At 31.4% G+C, this 26,134-nt stretch carries 24 protein-coding genes; 4 read left to right on the top strand and 20 right to left on the bottom strand.

The annotated features are described in order from the left end of the window. Positions 1–19 precede the first annotated feature (19 nt). Positions 20–958, top strand: coding sequence for a capsular polysaccharide synthesis protein (locus tag T537_RS0107825; protein ID WP_051637190.1), 939 nt, complete (start codon positions 20–22; stop codon positions 956–958). Positions 959–1,021: 63 nt separating this feature from the next. Next, positions 1,022–1,816: a sensor histidine kinase gene (locus T537_RS0107820; protein WP_031557086.1), complete on the top strand. Its 795-nt coding sequence runs from the start codon at positions 1,022–1,024 to the stop codon at positions 1,814–1,816. Between the two features lie 113 nt (positions 1,817–1,929). Here T537_RS0107820 and T537_RS0107815 read toward each other — a convergent pair whose 3' ends face one another. After that, a complete protein-coding gene (locus T537_RS0107815; RefSeq protein WP_031557084.1) occupies positions 1,930–2,205 on the bottom strand; it encodes a PqqD family peptide modification chaperone in 276 nt (91 codons plus the stop codon). A 181-nt stretch (positions 2,206–2,386) separates the two neighbouring features. On the opposite strand from T537_RS0107815, the gene T537_RS0107810 reads away from it, so the two are divergent. Next, positions 2,387–2,839, top strand: a complete 453-nt coding sequence (locus T537_RS0107810; protein ID WP_031557082.1) for a lasso peptide biosynthesis B2 protein — start codon at positions 2,387–2,389, stop codon at positions 2,837–2,839. A gap of 127 nt (positions 2,840–2,966) precedes the next feature. On the opposite strand, the gene T537_RS0107805 is transcribed toward T537_RS0107810, so the two are convergent. The 19 genes from T537_RS0107805 to T537_RS0107715 all read right to left on the bottom strand — a co-directional run bounded on the left by T537_RS0107805 (position 2,967) and on the right by T537_RS0107715 (position 25,018). Beyond that, positions 2,967–4,640: an ABC transporter ATP-binding protein gene (locus tag T537_RS0107805; protein WP_051554935.1), complete on the bottom strand. Its 1,674-nt coding sequence runs from the start codon at positions 4,638–4,640 to the stop codon at positions 2,967–2,969. 105 nt (positions 4,641–4,745) lie between these two features. Next, positions 4,746–4,955, bottom strand: coding sequence for a hypothetical protein (locus tag T537_RS0107800; protein ID WP_027437646.1), 210 nt, complete (start codon positions 4,953–4,955; stop codon positions 4,746–4,748). A gap of 38 nt (positions 4,956–4,993) precedes the next feature. After that, entirely contained in the window at positions 4,994–5,128 is a 135-nt protein-coding gene (locus T537_RS13130; protein WP_278244470.1) for a hypothetical protein, read from the bottom strand. A 90-nt stretch (positions 5,129–5,218) separates the two neighbouring features. Then, a complete protein-coding gene (locus T537_RS12865) occupies positions 5,219–5,365 on the bottom strand; it encodes a hypothetical protein (RefSeq protein WP_155895246.1) in 147 nt (48 codons plus the stop codon). Positions 5,366–5,560: 195 nt separating this feature from the next. After that, entirely contained in the window at positions 5,561–7,513 is a 1,953-nt protein-coding gene (locus T537_RS0107785; RefSeq protein ID WP_031557080.1) for an asparagine synthase-related protein, read from the bottom strand. Between the two features lie 22 nt (positions 7,514–7,535). Further along, positions 7,536–8,459: a phosphoenolpyruvate carboxykinase (ATP) gene (locus T537_RS0107780; RefSeq protein WP_027437648.1), complete on the bottom strand. Its 924-nt coding sequence runs from the start codon at positions 8,457–8,459 to the stop codon at positions 7,536–7,538. Positions 8,460–8,480: 21 nt separating this feature from the next. Further along, positions 8,481–10,004 (bottom strand): oligosaccharide flippase family protein, encoded by a 1,524-nt coding sequence (locus T537_RS0107775; RefSeq protein WP_027437649.1) that lies wholly within the window; start codon positions 10,002–10,004, stop codon positions 8,481–8,483. A gap of 93 nt (positions 10,005–10,097) precedes the next feature. Next, positions 10,098–11,276, bottom strand: coding sequence for a nucleotidyltransferase domain-containing protein (locus T537_RS0107770; protein WP_031557076.1), 1,179 nt, complete (start codon positions 11,274–11,276; stop codon positions 10,098–10,100). A gap of 22 nt (positions 11,277–11,298) precedes the next feature. After that, positions 11,299–13,395, bottom strand: coding sequence for a CotH kinase family protein (locus T537_RS0107765; RefSeq protein WP_027437651.1), 2,097 nt, complete (start codon positions 13,393–13,395; stop codon positions 11,299–11,301). Next, the gene (locus T537_RS12460) at positions 13,379–14,077 is read right to left on the bottom strand and encodes a VanZ family protein (RefSeq protein WP_051554936.1); all 699 of its coding nucleotides are present in this window, start codon (positions 14,075–14,077) and stop codon (positions 13,379–13,381) included. The genes T537_RS0107765 and T537_RS12460 overlap by 17 nt, the downstream gene beginning before the upstream one ends. Positions 14,078–14,096: 19 nt before the next feature. Further along, positions 14,097–14,939 carry a glycosyltransferase family 32 protein gene (locus tag T537_RS12455; protein WP_051637189.1) on the bottom strand — a complete coding sequence of 281 codons (843 nt, stop codon included), beginning with the start codon at positions 14,937–14,939 and terminating at the stop codon, positions 14,097–14,099. 13 nt (positions 14,940–14,952) lie between these two features. After that, the gene (locus T537_RS0107750) at positions 14,953–16,356 is read right to left on the bottom strand and encodes a hypothetical protein (RefSeq protein WP_031557070.1); all 1,404 of its coding nucleotides are present in this window, start codon (positions 16,354–16,356) and stop codon (positions 14,953–14,955) included. Between the two features lie 17 nt (positions 16,357–16,373). Further along, positions 16,374–17,303: a glycosyltransferase family 2 protein gene (locus tag T537_RS0107745; protein WP_031557068.1), complete on the bottom strand. Its 930-nt coding sequence runs from the start codon at positions 17,301–17,303 to the stop codon at positions 16,374–16,376. A gap of 3 nt (positions 17,304–17,306) precedes the next feature. Then, complete coding sequence (locus tag T537_RS0107740) at positions 17,307–18,293, bottom strand: glycosyltransferase family 2 protein (RefSeq protein WP_031557067.1); 987 nt, start codon at positions 18,291–18,293, stop codon at positions 17,307–17,309. Between the two features lie 11 nt (positions 18,294–18,304). Further along, the gene (locus T537_RS0107735; RefSeq protein WP_027437654.1) at positions 18,305–19,741 is read right to left on the bottom strand and encodes a tyrosine-protein kinase domain-containing protein; all 1,437 of its coding nucleotides are present in this window, start codon (positions 19,739–19,741) and stop codon (positions 18,305–18,307) included. A gap of 14 nt (positions 19,742–19,755) precedes the next feature. Beyond that, positions 19,756–20,247, bottom strand: a complete 492-nt coding sequence (pssE, locus tag T537_RS0107730; RefSeq protein ID WP_027437655.1) for a PssE/Cps14G family polysaccharide biosynthesis glycosyltransferase — start codon at positions 20,245–20,247, stop codon at positions 19,756–19,758. 9 nt (positions 20,248–20,256) lie between these two features. Beyond that, on the bottom strand, positions 20,257–20,712 hold the full coding sequence (gene pssD / locus T537_RS0107725) for a PssD/Cps14F family polysaccharide biosynthesis glycosyltransferase (protein ID WP_027437656.1): 456 nt from the start codon (positions 20,710–20,712) through the stop codon (positions 20,257–20,259). Between the two features lie 8 nt (positions 20,713–20,720). Then, entirely contained in the window at positions 20,721–22,121 is a 1,401-nt protein-coding gene (locus T537_RS0107720) for a sugar transferase (protein WP_027437657.1), read from the bottom strand. A gap of 179 nt (positions 22,122–22,300) precedes the next feature. Then, complete coding sequence (locus T537_RS0107715; RefSeq protein ID WP_031557065.1) at positions 22,301–25,018, bottom strand: glycoside hydrolase family 5 protein; 2,718 nt, start codon at positions 25,016–25,018, stop codon at positions 22,301–22,303. Between the two features lie 166 nt (positions 25,019–25,184). Between T537_RS0107715 and T537_RS0107710 the strand changes: the two genes are divergently transcribed. Next, complete coding sequence (locus T537_RS0107710) at positions 25,185–26,069, top strand: DegV family protein (RefSeq protein ID WP_027437659.1); 885 nt, start codon at positions 25,185–25,187, stop codon at positions 26,067–26,069. Positions 26,070–26,134 lie beyond the last annotated feature (65 nt).

The raw sequence follows: 26,134 nt of genomic DNA, 5'->3' as shown, positions 1-26,134 counted from the left end.
TTTTTTAAGAAGGTTTTATATGAATAAAAGGATAGTTAATAAGATAAAAGACAGAATGCTTCTTGGTTCAATCTATGACAATATTATGTTAAAGACTCGTTATAAGGGTGAACATCTAAACTTTAATTACAATGTTATGATGGGCCAAAAGCATAGAATGCTTTATTATAAGCGACTTAAAAGAAAATATTTAGATAAGGTAAGTGCTAAGGCTTATTGGGAAGATAAAGAGCCAGTTTATAACAATGATCAGATATGGATTTGTTGGTTTCAGGGATTAGAAAAAGCCCCAGATCTAGTAAAGATTTGCGTGGATTCAGTTAAGAAAAATTTACCAGGAAAAAACATAACTATCATAACAATGGATAATTATGCAGACTATGTAAAAATGCCAGATCATATCATAGAAAAATTTAAAAAGGGAATTATTTCCTATACATTTTTCTCAGATTTAGTAAGACTTGAATTGCTTACAACACATGGTGGATATTGGATTGATTCAACGGTTTTTCTTAGCGGATCTAAGTTATTTGACTATATTGATAAGATGGATTTCTTTGCATATTCATTTTATTATTTTGGCTTTAATCCTGAGATAATGACAATAAATAACTGGTTAATGAAAAGTGGAACAAATAACAATATTCTTAGTCTAACTAAAGAGCTTTTATACGCTTACTGGAAGGATTATGATAGAGCTCTTGATTATTTTATTAATATGCTTTTTATGACTATGGCTGTGGATTACTATAAAGACGAATTTAATAAAATGCCAATTGTAAGTCAGGTAAATGCTCATGTTCTAGCAACATATATGGGTGAAAGTTTTGATGAATTAAAGTGGAACCTGTTAAAGGAAATGACAGATATTCATAAATTAAGTAATAAATTTACTGATAAAGAAACAAGTGGCGAAGGCACATTTTATAAGGCTTTAATTAAGGGAGAGCTTTCTTAAAGGAGAGCTCTTCCAATAAAAATAATAGCAGTATTCCTTTTATAATAGCTGATTGGAGGAATTATGAAAAAAAACACTTTTAAAAAGCCACAGATATCTGAGGTCAGAGATTTGACAATTAAGCTTGCCAAGGCAAATAAAGAGATTTCAGAAGAAAGAAATATGCGTAAAGAAATGGTGGCCAATATTTCTCATGATTTACGTGCTCCAATGACTGCAATAAGAAATGCTATAGATTATCTTGGAACCTTTGAAGGGGATGAAATGCCAAGCGTTGATGAGTTTCATAATATAGTTTCACTTCTTGATAGAAGAAGCAGAAACCTAGAGAACTTAATACAGGACCTTTTTTATTTAACATCCCTTGATAATCCAAGTCACAAATATAAGTTTGAGAAAGTCAATATGTATAATTTTCTTATGGAGTACTACTACTATTTAGAAGATGATAAAAAATATAAGACTAGGAAATTAGAACTTAATCTAGATGATTTAGAAAATAAGGCTTCTATGATTGATATAGAGAGCTTTACAAGAACACTTGATAATTTATTTACTAATGCTTATAAATATTCTAAGGAAGGCGCTACAATAGGCTTAAAAGCCTATAATGATCATAATAAAATCGTTATAGTTGTGTATGATACAGGTCTTGGAATTCCAAAGGCTGATATACCTAAGATTTTTAATAGGTCATATACAGTTTCAAGCGCAAGAACTCCTGAAACAGTTACAGGAAGTGGCCTTGGCTTAGCCATTGTAAAAACCATAGTTGAGCATCACAAAGGCAGAGTTAGATGCGAAAGTGAATTAGGAGTGGGAAGTAAGTTCTTTATAGAGCTCCCACTAGTTAATTAGTAACACTAACAGTCAACTAAAGTCTAATGATAATAAATAAAAGATACAATAAAAGATATAATAAAAGATACAATAAAAGGGAGATGTAATAACATCTCCCTAAATTTTACTATTTAGTTAATTGCTTCAATAAAACCTAAAGTCTTTAAATTCTCTAAAAAGCTAATAGTAGCTTCTGTACATTCCTCTTCTGAAACATCAAACATAGCTCTTAATTTATTAATAATATCGCCAACTGTAATATCTTCTTGAATAATATCCCAAATATCGTTAGCAGCACCTTTTAAAAGAAAGTACTTTCCTGTTTCAAAATCGATCATAGCTTTGTCGCCATCTAATTCAGCAACCTCGAGTTTCTTTATTAAATGGATTCTTGTTTCTTTATCCATAGAGCCTCCTCATATTTATATCCGTAAAAAAATTCTAGCATAAAATATAATACTATAAAATTAAAAAAAGTCAATTAATAAATTGATAAATTATTATCATTTTTTATGTCCGGCTAATGAAAAATATTTTGTTTTATGTTAGAATTAAGTAGATTTTATCATGTTTGGAAGGTTATATCAAATGGGAAAAATAAAAAAAACAATTAAATTAGTATTTAACTTTGTATTTAAAAACCATGAAAAATTCATGACAATACAGGCAGTTATTGTATCTGCCTATTATTTTCACTGTATTAAGAAATCTCCAATGAAAAAGCTAGAGATAAAATTTGGAGAAAGAGGCAAGGAATCTGCTGATACAGAATCAGTAGAGAATTTAAAGATTGCAATGCATGTAAGCGATAGAGTTGCTAGAACGACCAATAAAGCCCCTTGGGAAATGAAGTGCTTATGTCGTGCCTGGACAGCCCAATATCTTCTAAAATCAAGAAATATCCATACTACAATGTATCTTGGAGTTGGCCTTGATGAGAATAAGAAGATGATAGCTCATGCATGGCTAAGATGTGGTCAGCTATATGTAACAGGTGGAGATGGACACGAATATACTACTGTTGCTTGTTTTTATAAGTAGTTTAAGAAGCATTAAGAAACAAGTAGTTTAAGAAATTTTCAAGAAAAAAGACTAAATAAAAGACTAAATTAGATTATTAAATTTAAATCTAATTTAGTCTTTTTATTATTACGAGATTAATAGGAATCTAGTAAATATGTCCGTTATCAATCTTAATTTCTCTATCACAGTAATCAAGAACACTTCTTCTATGTGTAATTAAAAGGCATGTAGGTCTTGGATTTAGTTTCTTTATACCTTCTAATACCTTGATTTCTGTATTCTCATCAAGAGCTGATGTGGCTTCATCAAGAACAAGGAAAGGAGCCTTTCTAATAAGAGCTCTAGCAATAGCAACTCTTTGAGCTTGTCCCTCTGAAATACCGTGTCCTCTCTCACCAATCACAGTATTAACTCCCATTGGTAAGTCATTAATAAAGGAATCGGCTGCAGCCATATTAATGGCGGTCTGAATTTCTTCATCTGTAGCGTTCATATTGCCCATTTTGATATTTTCAAGGATTGTTCCACTAAATAGTGTATTTCCCTGTGGTACGTAGGATATAAACTCTCTTGTAGAGGCGTTAGCAGCCTCATGCTGGTCTTTTTCATTGTAGAATGTAATAAGACCATTATTCTGGTTCATAAAGCTCATAATAAGCCTTACAAGGGTTGTCTTACCAATACCGGATTCTCCAACAATACCAACAAATTCACCTGGTTTAATGTCAAGATTTACATTGTCAAGAACAATGTCTTTTGGGTTATATCCAAAGGATACATCCTGTAATTTTACACCAACTGTATTGGATTCTATATTAGTCATTTGCTTTTCTTCAGTTTGAATCTCTTCAAGCTCTATTATACGTCCTGCAGATGTGAATATAGAGACAATTTTAGGTAATTGGCTAGCAAGGCTAATAATAGGTGCCTGAATTCTATTAACTAAAGTAAGGAAAACAGACATAGTACCATATGTAATTGAGTTATTAGATAACTGAATTGCACCAAAGGCAAAGGCAGCTATATAACCAAACTGGAATGCCATATTAAGTACTGATGAACTAGCCATACCAACTCCGGCTCTTTTTAAAACCCACTTAAATCTTTCATCACGAAGATTTGTAAGCTTATCTACGGAATGATCTTCAATAGTAAAGGCCTTAACTATAAGTAAGTTAGCTAAGCTTTCTTGTACAAAGGATCTATATGCAGATTCTGACTCCTGTACTTTCTTCTGGTATTTGTGCATCTTATGAGCAAATGCATAGCTTATAAGAGCAGCTATAGGAGCTAATATAATTGCAAAAATAGCAAGTAATGGCTCGTAATAAAAAAGTGTAGCAAATGTTGCAATTAACTCAAATAAAAGCTCAATAATAGTTGGGATTGTATTAACTATTCCATCTGCAACATTTCCAGCATCACTTGTAAATCGAGTCATTAAATCCCCTGTGTGATATTTTTTAATATCCATCCAATGTGCATTAATAATTTTTTCGTAAACTTGTTTTCTAATTCCAAAAGAAAAACGCTCATTAAGCATAATGGATACCACTCCATTAGCTATTGTAAAGGCAACATTTACAAAAATCATTAAAAGGTAAATTCCAATGGCCCAAAGAATAATATTACCACCCTGGGCACTATCTATTATCTTCTTAGATAATAGGGCCATAAGGATGGAAATAACAGTAGCCATAATATTAAAAAACATTACCAAAAGAATTTTTGGAATATATGGCTTAGAATAAATAAAAAGCCAATGAAAATATTCTTTTTTATTCTTTATTTGGCTAAGTTTAGAGATAATCTTATTCACTATTTCCTCCTAGAACTTATATAATGTAAAAAAAATAAGGGCTTATAAAAAGCCCTTATTATTATAGTTTCTAAATGATAAAAAGTCTATAACAATTTATAGAAATTACCAAATCCAACCCTTACCAAAGAAACCATAAATATTGAAACCAGAGCAATTGTCACCACTGACATCCTCTGCCCAACCACTAACATCAACAGCATAGTACTGATTGTTATTGCATGGTGTAGGTGTTGAATAATCATAATAACCACGTGTGCAAGCTGTATCTCTGATCTCGTATTCTTCGATTGCAGGTGTCTTCCAATTTTTCATAATTGAATCTCCTTTACTACGAAGTTAAATACTAAAACTTATGACTGAAAACTAGCCCAAAGGTTTCCATTAGCATCAACTCTTAATTCATCGAATGAAGGCTTAATGTTCTTTCCCTGTGCTGTTTCTACAATTTCTAGCTCTTCTACTGCAGGTGTTATCCAAGTTTTCATAATATAACTTCCTCCTTGCTAAAAAACTTACTAGATTAATATATCATAAATATATTAATTGTAAAGCTTTCTAACATATCTGTAAGTTAATTATTCTTCTGCACCTGATGGGAAGCTTACCCATAAGTTACCATTTACATCTGTTCTGATAGCATCAAATGAAGCCTTGATTACCTTTCCCTGTGCTGTTTCAGCAATAGCTAATACTTCAACTTCTGGCTTTGTCCATGTTCTCATTTTTCATATCCTCCTTAAAGATTTATTAATTAATTCTCCTTTATTATAGCTTTAAAATTAAAATTGTAAAGTAATCTAACAACTTTGTAAGAAAATTCTAAAATTTATAACAGTATCCAAGAAGATATTGCAAATTCTGAGTTTGAAACCATATAAGGGAACTAAGTTTCCACTCATAGTTTCCTAAAAAGTTCTTTAACAGTTTCCATAATGTATCTGTAAAAACACAGATAAACTGCATATACAGAGTATATTTTGTATCTCATCTTCATCTAGTTTATTTGAGTTTTCTATGCGTTTTTTAAGAAGCTCTATTTTACTAGCATCTAAATAATCGTACAATTTTTTGTTTTCTAGCGCTGTTAAAATTTCTTTTTTTATTCCTAAATTAAAGGCGTTATTTACTCTATATGCGTAATCAGAGCTTTGTCTTCCACGTCTATTAGTAACCTCTAGAATTTCATCTGGAATAATGCCCTTCATATATTCTCTAATCATTCTTCTTTCAACGCCATTATGAACCATACAGCTGTTAGGAGCGTTAAATACAAAATCAATCATTCGTTTGTCCTTTGCTGGGTCTCTAATAACGACGCCATATATTAGGGACAATCTTGTATCAAATAGGCCTAGATGCTGTAATATTCTTGTGTCATATACATATCTTCTAAACTGTGCCTTAGAGTCTATATATGTGCCACCTTCTTTAGTAAAGTTTTTCTTTAACTCTTTACGTATATGATATTTATCAATTAAATCTTTGCGTAAATAGAATTTATCAAGCTCAGACAAATCAAGCTTAAATTTAGCCTTATATGAGTTAATGAAGTTCTTTATAAATAGCTTCTTAGGTATTTTATTTACGCGTATAAATTCCTTAGACAGCTTTATTGCTGATATAAATTTAAAGCTTAAAAGTTCCTGGTAAACTCTTGATAAAATTTTTCCATTGGAAATTGTGGAGTTACCATATTGACCCTTTAACATAATCTTACAGTCGTTTTTACTTGCTAAATCATAGATTTCACTCATCCATGTGTAATTTACTAAGGATTTATGTGGTAATTCATTTAGTTTTATGGTATTTCTCATGCCTGTAAAAGCAGTTTTTCCTTTGCAATCCACAAGGTTAATACTAAGGTTTTTATATTTTTCTTTAATGGCTATAGGGCCAAAGGATTCATCTTCTATTTCATATACACCCTTTGTATTTAATGTGGCAGCATTAAAGTCCTTTAGCGGTACTGATGTGTAGGAATGAAGTGTTTCTCCTCTTTTTTCTAAGGCTCTTGCTGCAAGACAAGCTACTGCGCTTGAATCAAGGCCACTACTTAAGGTACAGCCTGTGTTTTTATTGGAACGAAGTAAGGATGTTGTGCAGGTGTCTAATAAATTAATAAAAAAATTCTTGTATTCTTCATCAGTCTTTAGCTTTAGATGAAGCTTTACCTTTGAGGGATTGTAGTAACAGTGAGCTTTTATCTCATTATTCTTAATACTAACATAGTGACCTGCCTCAACGGTGTAAATTCCAATATATGGAGACTGTTCTACTCTATAGATTAAATCTGGATTTGGTAGAGCATCTGCAAAACTTAACCACTCTTCGTTTAATTCTAACGGCTTATTTACGCATTTTTTTATTGTTTCAAAAAGAGTAGCAAAATAAATAATTCCATTATCTATCATATAATGAATTGTTCTTGTTGATGTATGATCTGTAAAAATTAGACATTCTTTCTTCTTGTCGTTATAAATAACAAAACTAAAAATACCGCATACATAATCAGTAAATTTTGTACCAAAGCTTAGATAAGCTGCATATAGTAGCTCTTGATCTGATACTTGAGCCTTAGGCTTATTATGAAGATAGCTAGGATCTATTTTTAAAAATAGGGAATCTCTGTTATCTATCATACAGTCAGCTATCATAAAATTATTAGTTTCTTTATGATAGTATGCACCTATGTTGTAATTATCTTCTTTAGTAAATACTTGATTTGCATATACAAAAAAAGCATTGTTTGTTTCGTTAGTTAATATACTATCTATTTTGTATGGCGCTAGAGTAGAAGTGATTTTTTTGCAGTAATCGTCTCTATTTTCTAGGTCTGTATTTGTGTTTATTATGCCTGAAATTGCACCCATATCTTGCCATTAGACTCCTTTCTTATAAGTCTAGTCCTAACTTAAAAAAGTCGTTTATAATTTTTACCTGATCGCTAGTACTATCCACATTATCTGGTCTTGTAATATGGAGAATATCAAGCTTTGAAGCAATACGTAAACTTCTCTGGAAGTCAATTAGATCTGTGCTTAATTCGCGCATTGCAGGGAATAAAAACCAGTTAGTATATACTGCAGAAATCTTATCATTTCCTGTAATTGCTTCATATTCCACATTAGTTACCTTATCAGTATGGTCTAATACCACCATTCCAAGGCATTCGGCTGGTTCTAAAAGGAAACCTTCGCTTCTATTTAGGGCAAACTTATCCTTTGTTTCATCGATATATCTTAAATCATCTTCATTTCTGCCGTTTCTTTGTACAGCATCTCTGCAAAGTTTTTGCTGTGGGAAGGCAGGATAAGCTAAAAGCTTGCCATCTTCTATATTTACCACAACTACATCATCAGAGATTAAAGATGCATTTTGTTCATCAAGGAACTTAGTTGTAAGAGTTGATTTACCACTTCCACTAACTCCTGAGAAAAGTAGGGCTTTTCCGTTAATTCTTATGCAACTACAGTGTATTGAGTGCATGTTATTCTGCCAGAAAAGGAAGGCAATTGCGTAACCTAATATAAATGGATGAAGGTTTTCTTCTGTTGCACCTTCCCTTTTATAAGCAGTTATATATTTACCATCTCTTATTCCAAATAAACCCCAAGTGTTAGTGAAGTAAGTGAATTTACGGTCGATTTTTGAAGCTAGCATTGTATCCTTTGGAAGGGAGTTTAAAACTTCTTCAGGAAGGTTTTCATTTGTAATAATGATGTCAGCTTCTTCCTTTGTTAGGGGGTCAATTGTAACGCACTGATAAAGTTCGAATTCAGACATTACGTTTTTTCCATATAATTTATACCAATACATTGTATCCTCCATTAATAAACTTTATTTATTCTTCTTAAAAAAGCGTAAGACTTTGTTTGAAAGCATCTTAAAACCTTCGGTTTTTCTATAGAAGAATATATATACTAGGGCAACTACTAGTCCTACAAATATAATTTCTATAATAAGGCTAATCCAATTAGTAACTGTAAAGAATCTAAGAATATAGCCTAAAACAAGGGATGTAACCACAGCTATACTTAGGTTTTTAGCAATTGCTATGTAGTATTCTGTTGCTTTTTTTTCAAAGAAATCCTTAAATAATACAACTGGTTCATATACAAAATATGAGCTTAGCTGTGCTATTACTGTTGCAAATAAAATACCTGCAAGGCCAAGCCACAAACCAAGTACAATTGAAAGAACTATATTTAGAACGGCTCCTGCAAAGGAGATGTATTTTGTCTTCATGTATAGACCTGTTGCATCTCTGTAAACCCACAATGGAAGCAATATACAAGAAAAATAAGTGTTTAGTGTAATTGCAATTACTGTTGGGAAATCAAGGACAAACTCACTTCCTAGCCAAACGGTAATAAAATCGTTAACCACTAGTAAAAATCCGCAGGTAATAACCCCACTTACTGTAAAGGCAAGGGATTGAATTGAATTAAATACCTCGTATCTTTTCTGAGGGTTTTCCTTGGCTATTACATTACCAACACTTGCTGTAAGTGCTGAGAATACAATCTGGATTACAAGAAGTAATTTCTTACTTAGCATAAGATAATTTGAGTAATAACCAACAATTGTAATACCAACAATTGAGGAAATAATAATATTATCTGTACCTGTAAATAAGGTATTACTTATTTTGTAAATAAATACAGATCTCATATTTTTATAGATCTCTTTTTTCTCGTCTTTATCTAATGGTTCTTTATTTTTTATATATGGGTAGTGTTTTTCTGCTTTTCTTGTGGCAATTAAATTACGAATAAGCTGCATAATTATACCTATAAGAAGGTATAGAATATAATTGTGCCATAGAATAAGAGAAATAATTTGAAGTATGGTTTTTCCAGTGTTTGTAAATATGTTAATTGATGTTAGTTCGTAATCTCTCTGGTCTGCTGTTAGGATAGTTGTCTTATATACAAATAAATATGAGATTACAACTCCTGCAAGTGAGAACAAGTAGTAAATTTCAAGGTTTGGTATGTCCTTTTCAGTTTTTACAATGTATCTTAAAAAAGGGACAAGGGCTACACCAATTACTGTGATACTTACGGCAATTACGCGGTATACATTGCTGTAAAATGTAATAAGGGCAGACAGTTTTTTCTCATCCTTTGTAGCAAGGGGCTTGTAAAAAGAGTAAGCCATTGCTGTATTAAAGCCTAAGTCGGCCATGGAAAGTAAATTTAATACATCAGAGAAAACACTGTTAATTCCTAAGTATTCTGCTCCTAAAAATCTAATGAAAACTGTTCTTGATACAAAACTAAGCACTAATGTCACAAATTGTGATAAAAACCCGAGGGTCATATTTTTAGCTGATTGTTTTGTTCTACTATTATCGCTCATAAATCCTCCAATTTGTAAAATAATAATTGGAAAGATTTAACTCAGTCGGAGAACAAGCTCCGACTGAGTTAAACGCTCCAATTATATTTGAATTTATTCTTCTGTTCTTGTAAAATCTAGTCCCATGTTCTTATATAGGTCTACAATAGTCTTAGCTTCTGTCTGGTCTATCTTAGTTAATTCTACTCTACGTCTTCTTCGTTCTTTATGTGTAAGTCCTCTTACACCACGAACAAGCCAATACCATGGAAGAAGAATTGGGTATTTAGCGACTTTAGGGTAGAATTCTTTCATATAACTAATTGGTGGGAATAAATACCACTTTCCAGTTATAACCTTATCTATTGATTCGTCTGCGTTAGCTTGTTTTGCAAATTGGCTCCAGAAACCATTTTCTCCTTTACCATAAACACCACAATCTAGCATAAAATAGAATAGGCTTAATTCCATTTCATCAAGTTCCTTTTTCTCTAACCAGTCATATGCTAGTCGTCTTGACTGGTATTCAAAGGTTGAAAGTCCACATTTTTCAAGTTCAGCTACAAGCTTGTCGTAGTTTAACTGATTCTTATAGTGTTCAAGATAAACATAAATATCTACTAAGTTTCTAATACCACATCCATTCTCATAGAAGTGCTTTGCCATATGTGCAATCATATATACATAGAAATCTTCAATTGAAAGCTCATAAGTTGCTTTTGTGCCTTCCTTTAGTGTAGCCCTTCTTTCCTGATAATAATCGTAAATATTCTTATCAACGTTTTTATCGAATAATGACCAATGGGCTTCAACTATCCAAAATGGTTCTTTTTTATAGACATCATGTATCTTTACTGAATGTTCGAGATTATAACCCATGAATTTAAATAGTTCTCTTGATCTATTCATTGTTGTGTCATAAATCATTAAATCGATATCACCCATTTGACGCATAACTGATTTTGGATAAACTTCCTTTAGGATAGAACCCTTCATAAGAAGATAGTCTAATCCGTAACTTTCAAAGGTTGTTGTAATATTCTTAATTTGTTGTCTTTGACCTAAGTCAATAAATGTATCCCTTGATAGTCTTGCACTGATACTTTCCTTCTTAGCATTATCAATATCTAATTTAAGTAATGGTGCAAGTAGGATATATTCCATTTGATGTAAGCTTGCTAATCTGCATAAATCATCGATGTTAACGTCCTCTGGAACACTATTAATCTCTTCATTATGTAGCTGTGAAAGAATAAGATCTCGTAAGAAATTAATATTAATTGTGTTATTCATGATTATAAATCCCCTTCATAAATTATAATTCGCTTGTATATTTTATAATATATTCAGCTCTTTCCTTAAAGAAATCAGTAATAACTTCTTTTTGACTTGTATAGCTTGAAGATATTGATGAGCTTGAAATAAATCTCTTGTAGCTGTAATCTGTTGGTTTTTCTAGGCTATTAGATATTAAATCAAGGTTAGTCTTTACATTATCTTCATTAAATGTGTTATTAGCTAAATTCTTAATTGCATCATTAAGCTTTGCCTTAAATTCAGCATTATTAAGTAAAGATGTAAACATTGTGTCTGCTGAATATGCACTTATTAAGTAAGTATTAATTGTAGGTGTTGCAAGTCCGCCTGAGTTGTCATTGTTAATTGTGCCATCAAGTGGAGTGTAGATGTAATGCCACTTTCCATTGCCATAGTTATCATCAACAGCATTAATTGTCTTCCATACATATTTAGTATCAGAATCCACATATGCGTTGCTTAAATATATGTTAGTTGCCATAAAGTTAATATAGCTATCAATATCAATTTCTTCACAAACTTCTTTATAGTTTTCTGTTACGCTCATATCTGTAATTCCAATTCTTCTTGTTAAACTAGAATATTCAGCGCCGTAGGAATTATGATCAGCATTTGGAGTTTCTCCTGTTGATGTTGAAACTACAACATTACTTTCATCTAAATTATATTTTTTAGCAATATAGCTTTCATTCATTGGAGCTCTAAGGCAGTAAAGACCCCAGTATTCTCCATTAATAAATACAGTAACCGGTGTTAGGTTATAATCTGTTACATTATTATTAGCTAATAACTTAGATGTTAGATATTCTCTGATTTTATAAGTATTATCTGTAAGATTAGTTGTTATTGTTAAGGCATTGCTGCTATTATCAAAGAAGTTATTAATTGTGCTTCCTGGATAGTTAACAGTTTCTGCTGATGTTAACATTAAACTCTTTTGAGAGCTTGAAATTGAATAGTCATTAACAATACTAAGATTAAGATTACCTTCGTATGTCTTATCTTTACTCTTTTCAAAAAATTCTACTGTAACGTTTTTATTATCACCATTAAAGTAGTTGGCAGCTTCAGATGTAGACTGGCCTCTTGCTACTGCCTGTTCATAAGTTGTACCCTTAACATAAATACCATTAAAGTAGTTAGAAAAATCATTAGGGTCAATTGTAATTGAAATTGATGGTATATTTTTTACATCACTGCTTTGTTTTTGACCTATGTAGTAAGTCTGTGTATATACAGCTGATGAGTTGCCATTTTCATCAACAGCAATTGCGCGAATAACCGTACCACGGCTTGAGCTAGTTGGAGTATAGTTATCATTATTTTGCTTTGCTACTTCAAGTGAAAGAGGAATATCTGAACCGCTAAGATTAGTTATTCGAATTCCTGTTTCATATTTAGTAGAATTGCTAGTTGGGATACTACCATCAGTTGTGTAATAAATTGTCTTATTAGCTGCTGTTGTTAAATTAAGTGTAAATTCAGAATCATAAAAACCGCCATATGTTGAAAAGGCAATGTCTTTTGAAAAATCGTTAGTTGATGCCTTTACATTATTTGCGTTTTTTGATTGGCTCATAAGAGCTGTTTCAGTGAAGGAAGTATCTGTATAACCAAAGCTTTCTCCAGCATTTAGCTGAGGAATTAAGATGTAGCGTCCAATAAAACCATCATATGATGACATAGTATCATCACCAATAGAGATAATTGAATGAGCATCCGCACCAAGGGATACGCCTGTGTCTACAGTATATAAGCTCTTTCCTGAAATCTTAGCTCCATCTGAAAAAGTATATATTTTGTTATCATTTAAATAAATTGATAATCCAGATAAGTTCTTACTGTCATTGCTTGAATTATATAGTTCTACATAACCTGTCTGATTAACTTCGTTTATGTAGATATCATCTAGGGTGACGTTTTTATTTTGAGCTTCATCTGTAGCTTCATTCATCTCATTTAATTTAGTCTGCTCTTTACTTTGATTAGCTCTATCACTAACGATGATAATGACAAGTAATAAACATATGAGTACGCCAATTCCTATGACAATCTTATCTTTTAATTTTAGCTTAGCTTTAAATTTTACTGTCATTTTCTCCTCCATTTAATTTATATATTTTTTTGACAAGTCTAATTATTAACATAATAAGAATTGCAAGAATTGCTCCAATTATGCCACCTGCTATGTTAGTAATTAAATCTTCAACTTCAAAGTAGCCACGCTTTGTAATTAGCTGACCTATTTCAATACAACCACTAGTGATTATAGAATAAATAGTTGGCATGTAAAAGCGTTTTAGCATATTTTCTTTATAGTATGCAAAACTTAATATAAATCCCCAAGGGATAAATAAAAGTATATTTAGGATGTAGTAAATAAAAAATCCTAACTGACCTTGTATACTAAGATTAAAGAAAAGCAGGTCTGTAAATTTTAAAATTTGACCGCTAGTAATGCTTTGTTTAATAGTCTTTAAAAGTATAGAGGTTAGTTCTAAACTAAGGTTAATATCGCCTCTACTGCCTGGCTCTCGGTTAAAAAATGTAATGCTAAGTAACACACAGATATAACCGCAAATGCATATAGTTATGAATTCCTTTAATGGATTAATAAGCTTTATATGCTTTATTTTTAAGTATATGCAGATAGCGTGAATAATAACAGCTAATATAAGGACAGCAATTATTAACCTGCCAAATGAAACGTTGCTTGTTTGTTCTTTAAATATCCTTTGAAAAAGAGTTGTAAATTGAGCATTAAAGCTAGTATTCATAGGCGACCTCCCAATTTAATTATAAAGTAGGTAATTTAGTGTTGTTCTTTTGTGCAAGATAGTATGGGTAGAATGGAATTTTTTTCTTTAATTCCTTATAACGTTTTGTTCTAACCATAATCTGTATTCTATCATAAATCTTAGGATGCTTCTTAAGAGTATTCTTAATTGATGCCTTAAGTCCCTTACCCTCATTATCATCCTTAGTTCTCCATTCACCAGCATTTAAGTGGATTGCATAGTGCTTTCCTGTAAGTGTACCAATTTCAAAGAGTTCCTTAGGGAAAATTACAAAATCCTTCATATCCTGGAATTTGTTATTAAGCTTGAATTCTGGATATGTTTTTAAAATGTGGTATGTGTGGTAGTAATTACTTGTTGGGTAACCATATGCTATGTATTTTCCGTCAACATAGTCTAGTTGCTTACCATTAGGAGTCTTACCAAATACTGTATTATCATACATATCAAGTAAGTCTTTGATATACTTATTTCCTGGCTTAGAACCAATGATAGCTGTACCAACTGAATCATCAAAGATGAAGTTAATAAAGCAAGGATACTTTAGTAATTTATCAAAGCTTTTATATACCTTAACGTCAGTATCAAGGTATATACCGCCCTCTTCATAAACTGCCTTTAGTCTATAGTAATCACCAATAAAGCCAAGCTTTTTTTCGGCATAGGTTTTTCTAACAAATTCGTTCTCATCAAAAGAACAATTTGATTCATCCCAACGCTTGATTTCATAGCCCTCTAGTTTACTCCATGTATCAAGGCAGTCTTGTAAGTCCTTAGGTAGTGGCTTGCCACCAAACCAACAATAATGTATTTTCTTAGGAATTGTATCTAAATTACTCATTTTTTCCTCCCAGCTATCTTAAAACAGATTTTTTAATATATTTTGATTTTTGGCTATCATCTTCTTTAGGTGTTGCTTCATTTAATTGATGCTTATAGTAATCCCTGCATACAAATAAAGCAAGAAGTATATAGATATATTTTAGATTCATTAATGAATCAATCCAGTAAAGGTTAATAAATGCACAGGCACTACCAACAAATAATGCTACGCAATAAGGATCCTTTGTTTTAACTATCTTTACAATCATATCCTTTAGGAATGAGAAGATAATAAGTAAGTAGCTAAAAAGACCTGGATAAGCATATCTAATATATTCGCAGATATAATAATTATCTACTGAGTAAACATAAGACCCATTGATTTCTGCGGCAAAGGAACGCTTACGACCTATACCAACTAATGGGTTTAACCAACTAAGTTTAAAAATAGATGAGAGCTGAGCTCTGTAGTTTGATGACTGCAAAAGAGCTGGATCTGCGCCATACTGAATGGAATAATTAGTTCCAAAAGCCTCATCAATAATACTTGTAATCTGTAATAACACATATCTGCCAAAACCATGATTTTTAGTAAGAATAACAAGTAAAGTAAAGACAATAAGAGTTGGTATTAGTATAGAGATGTTCTTTTTCTTTCTTTCAGATGATTGGAAGAAGAAAAGTACAATAACCTCTACAAAAAATATTGATAGTGTTGATCTTGAACCACATAGGAAGACATTTACTATTAAAAGGAAAAATAGAAATTTTCTTCCAAAAATATTGATTTCATTGTTCTTATAATCAAATAATACAAAAGGAGTCATTGTTACAAGCATAAGACCATAACCAAGTGAATGAATGGCAGGTCCCATAATTCTATAACTGCCGGAACGAATGAATACGCCAGTATATAGACCCTTTAGAGTTTCTAATTTGGCAAATAAGGATTCTCCGTTTATATATTCAATAACACCCATAATTAATAGGATGTAGATAAAGCGAACAATCCATTTAAAACAATATTCTACTCCATAGAATTCTCTGATTAAATAAATTAATGTATAAAAAATCAAGAATTCAATGAATGGGTTAATAAAAGCACTTATATCAGCACGAAGAACAAGTGTATAGGCAGTTACAAAAAGGTATAATCCTATAAAAATCGAGCCCCTTATAGTAGGAATCATGGCAAAGTATGCTCTTACATGATTCCTTGATGTAAAGATTACAAAAAGAATAATAAGTAAGAAGATACGCTGCATTGTAAAATCGATTCCAATATGTACACCAAAATACTGAGGAAGTACATATAACGAGAATAAAAACATCCATGATATAAAACTAAAGATTTTAACATCACGTTGATCTTTAACATATTTACTTTTTTGTTCGTTACCAATAATAGGCGCGTTAAAGTTCTTATTAGTTTCCATATTACTCCCTAATTTGGCTATCCTTTAATACCCATCATTAATTCAACAGGTATGGATTTCCTACTGTGATAACAATCCCTGTATTTAAAAATAAGAGGAATTGTGTTTAATAGTTTCTTATCTCTTAAAATCTCAATTCTAAGAGCTGTTGCTTTAATATTTCTCTTAAGTAAAATAACTTTGTTAATGTCATTGTCTGTATCCTTTACAAACTTAAGAGTTTGCTCGTGACTTTTTTTAAGGTCCTCTAAGAATTTAATACGCTTATTTAGGTCGCGCATTTTATGCATTGTAACATTATTAGAATGTAGTCGTCTTCTTAGAGTAACACCATGATAAAAATATAATCCGTCACGGCAAAGAGCCATTTTCCAGAAAAACTCATCATGTGCAAAACCTGGATACCAGTATTCCTTTACTTTATCAAAAAATGACTTTCTAATTAACATACAGCAACCTTCACATCCAATAAATATATTGCTTGGATTAAAGGAAAGCTTCACTGTTTCCTTGTTATTAGTAAAGCTTTTGGTAGCCTCATGAGATGGTCTTGGTGCATCATCAGATGAGATAAAAGTCTCAAATTCAGAGCATAGAAGGTCAATTTTTTCATTGCCTTCCATAACCTCTATCATGTTAGAAACCTTATCCTTAACCCAGATATCATCCTGATCACTAAAGAAGATGTAATCTCCTGTAGTCATGCTAATTGCCTTAAAAAAATTTGATGCATATCCTAGGTTCTTCTCATTTTTAACTAGAGTGATTAGATTTTCTAACTGATTATTTTTAATGTAATCTGTTACTACATCAAAGGTATTATCACTAGAACCATCATCGCAAATAATGATTTCATCAACTTTTCTAGTTTGATTTATAATTGAGTCTAATTGTTCAAGTATAAAATCGGCTCCGTTATAAGAAGCCATTGCTACTGAAATTTTCATTGTTTATCCTCTCATAAGCCTTCCTAGAGGTAGGCTAATAATTCTAGCATTCCAGGGTTTAATAAGCTTAATGTATAGTTTTAATTTACCCTTATAGTATGGATTGTTGCTGTAATTAGGAAACCATTCCTTAAGGGTACTAAAGGTATTTTTAATTAATTCCCTCCACAGAGGTCTAATTGTAACCCTTCCGATTCTGCTAATATTACTACAAAGCAAAATTTTAGAGATAAAGTATTCTAATTCATACTTATACTCATCATAGAAATTGTTACTTTTGTAAAATTCAAGAATATCCCCTAAGACAGGAATTATATCTCCTGTCTTTTTTTGAGAGGCTTCGCTTCTTGAATTCATAGTTGATCCTGATCTTAAAAAATAATGTACAAAAGGATCAGAAATAAAGGCACTCCTCTCAATGAATGGAAGAGTCTTTATAAAAAATGATGTATCCTCATAAATCAATCCTTCAGGAAATATAATATTGTTATCCTTTAGGATTGATGCCTTATAGAGCTTATTCCAAGGAGAGACCTGTGGATTAATAAACATATCTTTATTAGATGTGTATTCTCTTACATCGCCTCTTCTTGGCAACTCTTTGGTTTCACCATTTGGAAATTCTTCTATGAAATGAAAATAACATTCAACGTAGTCCGCATCTTTAGCTATTGCTTCATCATACATTGTCTTAAACATATTAGTTTCAACAAAATCATCTGAATCAGCAAAACCAATATAATCTCCTGTGGCAACCTTAATTCCAAGATTTCTTGCAGTTGCTTGTCCACCATTTTCTTTTGAATATACAAAAACCTTTGATGGATATTTTTCCTTGTATTCATTAAGAATACTAAGGGAGTTATCTGTTGAACCGTCGTTAATAAATATTATTTCAATTTCATCTAGTGTCTGGTTAACTAAATGATCGGCGCAACGCCTTAAGTATTTAGATGTATTGTAAACTGGTACAATTACGCTAACCTTCATTTTTTAACCTCTTATTTATCTTCTTTATTAGTGTTATAACGGAATCCATATCCGTATTCTTCACCATATTTTTTAGTATTGTATTTATATTCTCTTGAATCTGTAGCAATGCCATTATAGATAAAGCCGCAGATATCAGCGCCAAGTGGCTCTAATGATCTAATAATAGATTCTTCCTTATCAAACTTAGTTAAGTTCTCTCTTACAACAAGAATATAAGATGTAACAGTATTAGCAAGTGCAAGTGCATCAGCAACTTCACCAACTGGTGGGAAATCAATAAAGATTACATCATATTCTTCTTGTAATTGTTCAAGCATATGAAGACACTTATCGCTTGAGAGAAGTTCCATTGGATTTGGAGGTATTTCTCCAGCAAATAAAATATCTAAGTTTTCATTATAGTTATATAATTCAAAGTCTTTGTTAATACCACCAAGATACTGGCTTAAGCCGTGACGTACATTCTTTTTAAGAGCTCTTTGAACACCGCTTTTTCTTAAATCACCATCAATAAGTAATACCTTTTTACCAAGGTGTGAATAGCTAATTGAAAGGTTAATTGAGTTAAGAGATTTACCTTCTCCTGAATCAGCACTAGTAATACCATAAATTGGGCACTTCTGATCCATTCCTGTATATAAAAGCTTAGTTCTAATTGCGTTGTATGCTTCATTCATTGCAAAAGAACTGTCTTCTGATAAGAACTTAGGATTTTTGCCGTCTGTATTAATAGCACCATTAGTTTTATCTTCTTCTATTTCTGGTACATCACCAAGAATTGGAATTGAGAACATATCTTCAATTTCATATTTTCTACGGATTGTTGTATTAAGTAATCCCTTAATAATAAATACAACAAATGCAGCAACACAACCAAATAGGAATCCAAGAATAGCTGTAAAGCCTACATTAGTCTGCTTATAAGGTGTAGTTGGAAGCTTAGCAGAATCAAGAACCTGAACTCCACCGGCTTTAACTAGACTTACAATCATGTCAGGAGCTAATTCTCCAATTGCATTGGCGATTTTTTGAGCATTTACTGGGTTACTATCAAGTACATAAACATAAAATACTGCAGTATCACTTACAGCACTTGTTGAAATAATACTCTTTAAGTATGAAGTAGAGTAATTAAGGCCAGTCTCTTCTTTTAAAGCCTCAATAAAAGTATCACTCTTTAAAATCTGAGTGTAACTTGAAATAAGGTTTTTTGCCTGGTTTACTTCACTATAAGTGATATTTACTGATGTATCTGATACGTAGTTTGGATCAGAATAAGCATAGAAAGATAGCTTTGCCTGATATACTGATGAACGTGTAGCATAGGCATATCCTCCAAATAAAAGTGCAGCAACAAGACCTACAAAAACCATGTAGCCTATGTTTTTCTTGATAATCCATAGGATCTTTTCTAAGTGAAAATTAGCAATAATAATCTTTAACATAAATTTTCCCTTTCTTATAAATTATTTTCTAAAGATTCTAGGTAATTCTCGATTCTTTCAATTACCTGTTTTTTGCTTGAAATATATTTATCAAATGTATGCGTCTTAGCTTCAGATATTAAATTAACCATATCTGTTTCAGGAGTATACATTAAAACAAAATTTTTCTTAGCGAATGCCTTCGCAATCTCAACTTGATGATCATCAACATGTTCCTTGTATTTTGATAGTCTTGGCATAACAATTATTGGCTTATTATTATTAATAGCTTTTAAAATTGTACCTACGCCGCTATGAGTTACAAGACATGAACAGGATGTTAATTTTTCATCAAACTCTTTAGCAGATAGGAATGTAGCATATTCAAAGGATTTAGGTACATAATCGCTATTTCCTATCTGAGCAAAAATTTCTTCTTTAATTAGACCATTTAATTTCAAGTCGTCCATAAGCTGCAATAGTCTGTTAAATTGGAATTTTTGTGTTCCTAGTGAAATAAATATCATAATAGCCTCCTAAAAAATCCCGCCGATATATTCTGCATTTGGGAAAAACTCAAGTCCTTCCTTCCATTGTACACAGAATAAATCCGCTTTATTCTTCATTAACTTACCCGTTAGGGAAGCTGAGTCTATTCGTGCAAAGGATTCAATATAAATGATCTTTGCTTTTTTCTTCTTACCAATAACACAAAATGGATATGTCATTAGTGCTCCAGTTGATATTATAACATCTGGTTTTTCTTTATTAATAATTTTCCTAGCCTTAATAAATAGCTTTAAAAAGGCTATAGGAAAATTAGCTTGTTTTCTATTTATTTGTGGGACAAAATAGGTTTTATCCCCCCAAAGTGTTTTTTCTTGTCCGCCGTTTTCTGTAACAAGGGCACTATCGTATTTGCAAGCAATAGGATATAGACAGGAAATTTCTTCTAAATGACCTCCTGAAGAGGCAACAAATAAAATTTTCATATTCCCTCCTAATAAGCATCATTTTTAAATAAAACAGTCTTAACTGTTTTTAGTAGAATTTTAATATCTAACCAGATACTCCAGTTATCTATATAATCCACATCTAAATCTACGACCTTTTCAAAGTCAGTTATTTTACTACGTCCGTTAACCTGCCAGTTACCAGTAATTCCTGGCCAAATAACAAGACGCTTCCAATGACGCTTGTCATATTGCTTTACTTCATCTATTGTTGGTGGTCTAGTTCCTACTAAACTCATGTCTCCCTTTAAGACATTAAATAGCTGTGGTAATTCATCAATACTTGTTTTTCTAATAAATTTACCAACCTTAGTAATTCGAGGATCATCGCTCATTTTAAACATAAGGTCATTAGCCATTTGGTTATTCTTTAGAAGCTCCTTTTTCTTAGCTTCTGCGTCATTACACATACTTCTTAATTTGTACATGTAAAAAATACGTCCATTTTTTCCAACTCTTTTTTGCTTAAAGAAAACAGGTCCCTTAGAATCTAACTTTATAGCAATAGCTGTAATAAGAATAATTGGTGATGATACAATTAGAAGAATTAAGCTTCCCAATACATCTATTATTCTTTTTAGAATTCTTGTGGACATATTAAGTGTTACAGCATGATATGTCATAACAGGATATGTACCAATACTACTTACGTAGCGACCAACTGCACTAGAGTTGTACATATTAAGAATAAGTCTTGTGGTTACACCCATTACTCTACATATATCCATAATTTCCTGAATTGTGTCAATATTTTCTTCGTGTTTACTCATAATAAATACTTGATCAACAGTGTTTTTTTGAATAATATCAACCAAGTCATTAACGTTACCTAGATAATTATCATGAGCGCATACACTAGGATCAAATGATACAAATCCAAGAATCTTGGTATTTAATCCACCCTTATTTAGGAAACTAATGAATTTGTTGTATTCATTAGTTTCTCCAATCATTATAGCTCTTTGAGCCATAAAGCTTGTCTTTTTAGATAAGGCTCTATTTATCATTGTGCTTATAAAAAGCATTACATAATAAATTGTTGCGAAAAATAATAAGAAAAATGAATTCTCAAATATTCGTCTATCCCTTGTTAAGTAGGGTAATAAAATGGATATCACTAAACTTATTACATAGGATTTGCTAATTAGTAAAAAGAATCTGTCAGCATAAAAAAATGTTGTCATATTATAAACTCTAGATTCTTTACTACTTATAACATAAACTGCTATTATACTTGCACTTATGGCCCAAACTTCAGTAAAAAGTGCATTTTCATTAAGAAAAATATAATTGATCGTTGCAGCAATTATATAAGATAGCAAACCGAAAAATATGTCACTTAATATATAAATGACATTGGTGTTAGCACCTGAATTTTTACGTCCCATTGTCGTTCCCATCCTCAGTTAAATTTTTGCAATTACTACGCATTGCAACAAAATTAGAACCTTGCGATTATAATGCCTTCGGCAGCGCAAGGCTACATTGCAATTACTTCGTAATTGCAACAAAAAACAGACTAATTTTAGCATTATAGTTATGTTAAAACAAGACTAAATTTAAGTCTTTATTTATATTTGTTTATAGTTTTTTTATCATTGGTGTTTATAAAAGCTAATGATAATGATATTTTTCCAGAGTCAAGTCCGCTTGCGTACTCATTCTGCTTTGTTGCCTTGCTACTATTATTAATTCCTATTCGCAGATATTTAGCATTATCTGGAACCTTAAAGGTCTTATTTTTATATCCATATCCGTCGTTGTTGTTCTCAATAAGATTCATATCAGAATCATAAAAATGTACATAGTGAATTTTAAGATTCTCAAATTCATCAACAGCGTATAGATTTAAGGATATGTAATTTGTACCATCAGATATTTCTATACCTTTTTCCATAGAACCAGTAACAATACTTCCCCAATATTTATCTTCCTTTAATTCCCCATTGCCCTGGTTTAGTGTCATATAAAGGAAGTTGTCAAAGTTATTAAGAAGTTGACTATCCTTAAACTCATATGCACTTGGATTAATTAAGGCAGTTATAATATCTGTTTCAGAAAGGGAAAAATCCTTTCTGTTAACAATGGCATAGTCATTAACTGCGCCATTGTCCCAGTATATACATTTAATACCGTAATTGGCAGCACATTTAACGTAGTTACTTGCGTGAACATTCCTTAGCTCTAGGGGAAGGAATGTTTTCTTGGAACTTCCAAATTCACCAATTACAATAGGAACATTTAATTTATCTGCATAATCTTTAAGAGTCGCAAATGTTGCATTAATGTCTGTTGTAAGTAATGTTGAGTAATTATGCACCGTTAGGATAATTTTTCCAGAAGCGCTATCCTTTGGCATAACAAATGCATCTAAATAACTTTTTTCAGACCCATCAAGTAAAGTTGGTATCATAAGAACTCTCTTAGCATTATTAGCTCCAGTTTCTCTTACGGTATCAACAAAAATCTGATTAAGAGTATTTACTTGACTTGCTGCTTTTTCACTAAAATTCCAGCTTCTCTCAACATTGTCTACTTCGTTGTAACTCTCAAAAATCAACTTTTCATCATAATCCTTAAAGTATGTGGCTATTTCCTTCCATAAATCTCTTGCATCACTACAAACCTGATTAAATTTATCATCCGTTGTTCCGGCATAAATAATTGGCTGTTCGTGATGGGTATTAATTATTACATACATATCATTAGCATAAGCGTAAGCCACAACTTCTGACACACGCTCAAGCCATTCTGTATAAACTTTTAAATGCCCATTATCATCTCTATAAGTGTTATTAACCCATGTAACAGGGATTCTTATAGTATTAAAGCCTTGTTGTTTCACGTAATCGATTAAGTCCTTAGATACGGTAATATTGCCCCATGCGGTTTCTTGATTTAGGTGAGGCCCGGTAAATGGGTCCCCGTAGTGTGAATCAAGGGAATTTCCTAAGTTCCATCCCACATTAATATTATTTACTATATCCTTAGCACTTAAATCCGCCATCTCCTTATTGTAATTATAAGGAATAAATTCGGATAAGTTAATAGCTTTTTTCATATTAAAGTCATTTTTATAGTAAGAAAAATTTACATCATTCTCACACTTTAGATAAATAGCTACATAGGAGGTATTTTCCTTTGGAGAAAAACTTTCACCATTTTCTTTTGAACAAGAATTAATAAGGCTATTGTTATTATCAAATTCCTGAATATACATTTTTAAATAATGATCCATAGATTCAACCATGTACTTTGTTTGTTTAACATTTAAATAATAATTTAACCTAAGGCAGTTTTTATCCACTCCTATATTTCCCTTATAAAAAAGTCCAGAGCTGTAATTATTTATATCGGAAAAATCTACATTTTCAATATCTTCTTTTTCTAAGTTATCAATGTAGAAATCTCTTCCAAAATCAATAATTAGGTTGGCTTTTAGTAAATCCATTGGATCAACGCTCCATTCAATACTTCGTATTGTAATTCCAATGTAGGCTACTTTATTATCTGTTGGCGTATATTCTTTGCCATTAGTTAGAGAATCTTTGTAATAAAGCCATTTTCCATCTTTATCATATTCATTAACTGTAAGGCTAACTCTTGAATCATTAATATTAATAAAATAAGTTGTTTGTGGGTCTACCATATAGAAATCCCTTGTGCAATAACTTCCCTTTTCATTGCTATATGAACCACCCCATGACAGATATCTTCCTGTTTTGTAGTTGGCTTTATTTGAAAGGCTTCCTTTGTTAATATAAGTTGAATTAGTAGCTGGTAAATTATCTAGAGAATCTGTATCTATACTTGTTAGAGTTATTAGAGAATTAATATCTGAGATTAATTCCTTATAATTAGTAGATTTAACCTGACCATTCATGTCTTTATAAGCTGTAAATGTTATATAGTAACATTCGTCAGATTTTGTATATAAATCGTGATCCCCCATATCAATAGTCCCAATATAGTCCTTGTCTTTAGTGTATTCTTTGATTTGTAGACGAATACTATTATCAGAACTTAATCTAAAGCTTTGCTCTCCAATTTCATAAAGCTTTTTAATATAAATATAATTGGTGTCCTTTTTTTCTTTTAGATTTTCATTTAAGACACCGGATTTAAAGTCTTTTTTGTTCAATGCTAATTCAGTTATTGAACTGGCATTAACAACTTCAATCTTATTTTTATTTAGAATAAAATGTCCAATTATTACAATGGCAATTATTCCTATTATAGTGATTGGTATAAAAATAAGTCGTTTTAAAAATCTTTTATGTCTCATAATCTAGCTCCTACTTTATAACAATGTATATTTTACTTTATTTTTGTATTAATGAGAAGAATTTTATTGATAAACATATTCTATAAAAACTATTATCAATATTTGCCTCTATTATATAAAGATGATAGAATAAGTTAAATAAAAAATGATGGAGGTTTTTAGGGAAATGTCAGATTTCGTTTTAAGTTGTTGTTCAACAGTTGATGTTAATAGCGAATGGTTTACAAAAAGAAATATAGAGAGAGTTTTCTTTCACCTAAGTGTTGATGGTGTAGAGTTAGATGATAATATTGGTGTTACAATAACACAGGAAGAACTTTTCAAAAAAATGTTAAATGGTGCAGAGGCACATAGCTCTCAGGTTAATGTTACAGAATATACAGAGTATTTTGAGAAGTTTTTAAAGGAAGGTAAGGACATCTTACATGTAACTTTATCTTCAGGAATTTCAGGAACAATTAATTCAGCTAATATTGCTGCTGATGAATTATCGGATAAATATCCAGACAGAAAGATTTATATAATTGATTCTTTGGGTGCTTCATCAGGCTATGGTTTATTTATGGACAAGCTTGCTGATTTAAGAGATGAGGGTAAGACAATTGATGAGATTAAGGATTTTGCCCTTGAGAATAGATTAAAGTTACAAAGTTGGTTTTATTCTAATGATCTTACATTCTTTATTAAGGGTGGAAGAATTTCAAAAACTTCTGGAACAATTGGAAACCTATTAAATATCTGTCCTTTTATGGAAGTAGCTTACGATGGCTCTCTACAGGTAAGAGAAAAGATTAGAACTAAGAAAAAGGTAATAAAAAGGGTTATAAGTAAGATTATCGAGGCTAATCCTAATGGTGAGAACTATTCTGATAAGATATGGATTAGTACAAGTGATATGAAATCTGCCATTGAAACAAGGGATGCCCTACTTGAAGCTTTCCCAGCTGTTAAGGAAATCCCAATTAATTTAATCGGTGGTACAATTAGTGTTCATACAGGTCCAGGTACAGTTGCTGTATTCTTCTGGGGTAATGAAAGAATTAAACAATAAAAATAAATAATAAAAATGGCGTAGTTTGCATATTGTTTGTAAACTACGCCATTTTCTTTATATTA

This window comes from Lachnospira multipara LB2003 (assembly GCF_000702205.1).
GTDB classification, from domain to species: Bacteria; Bacillota; Clostridia; order Lachnospirales; family Lachnospiraceae; genus Lachnospira; species Lachnospira multipara_A.
Note: the sequence above shows the minus strand (reverse complement) of the source record. Positions and strands in the feature narration are given on the sequence as shown.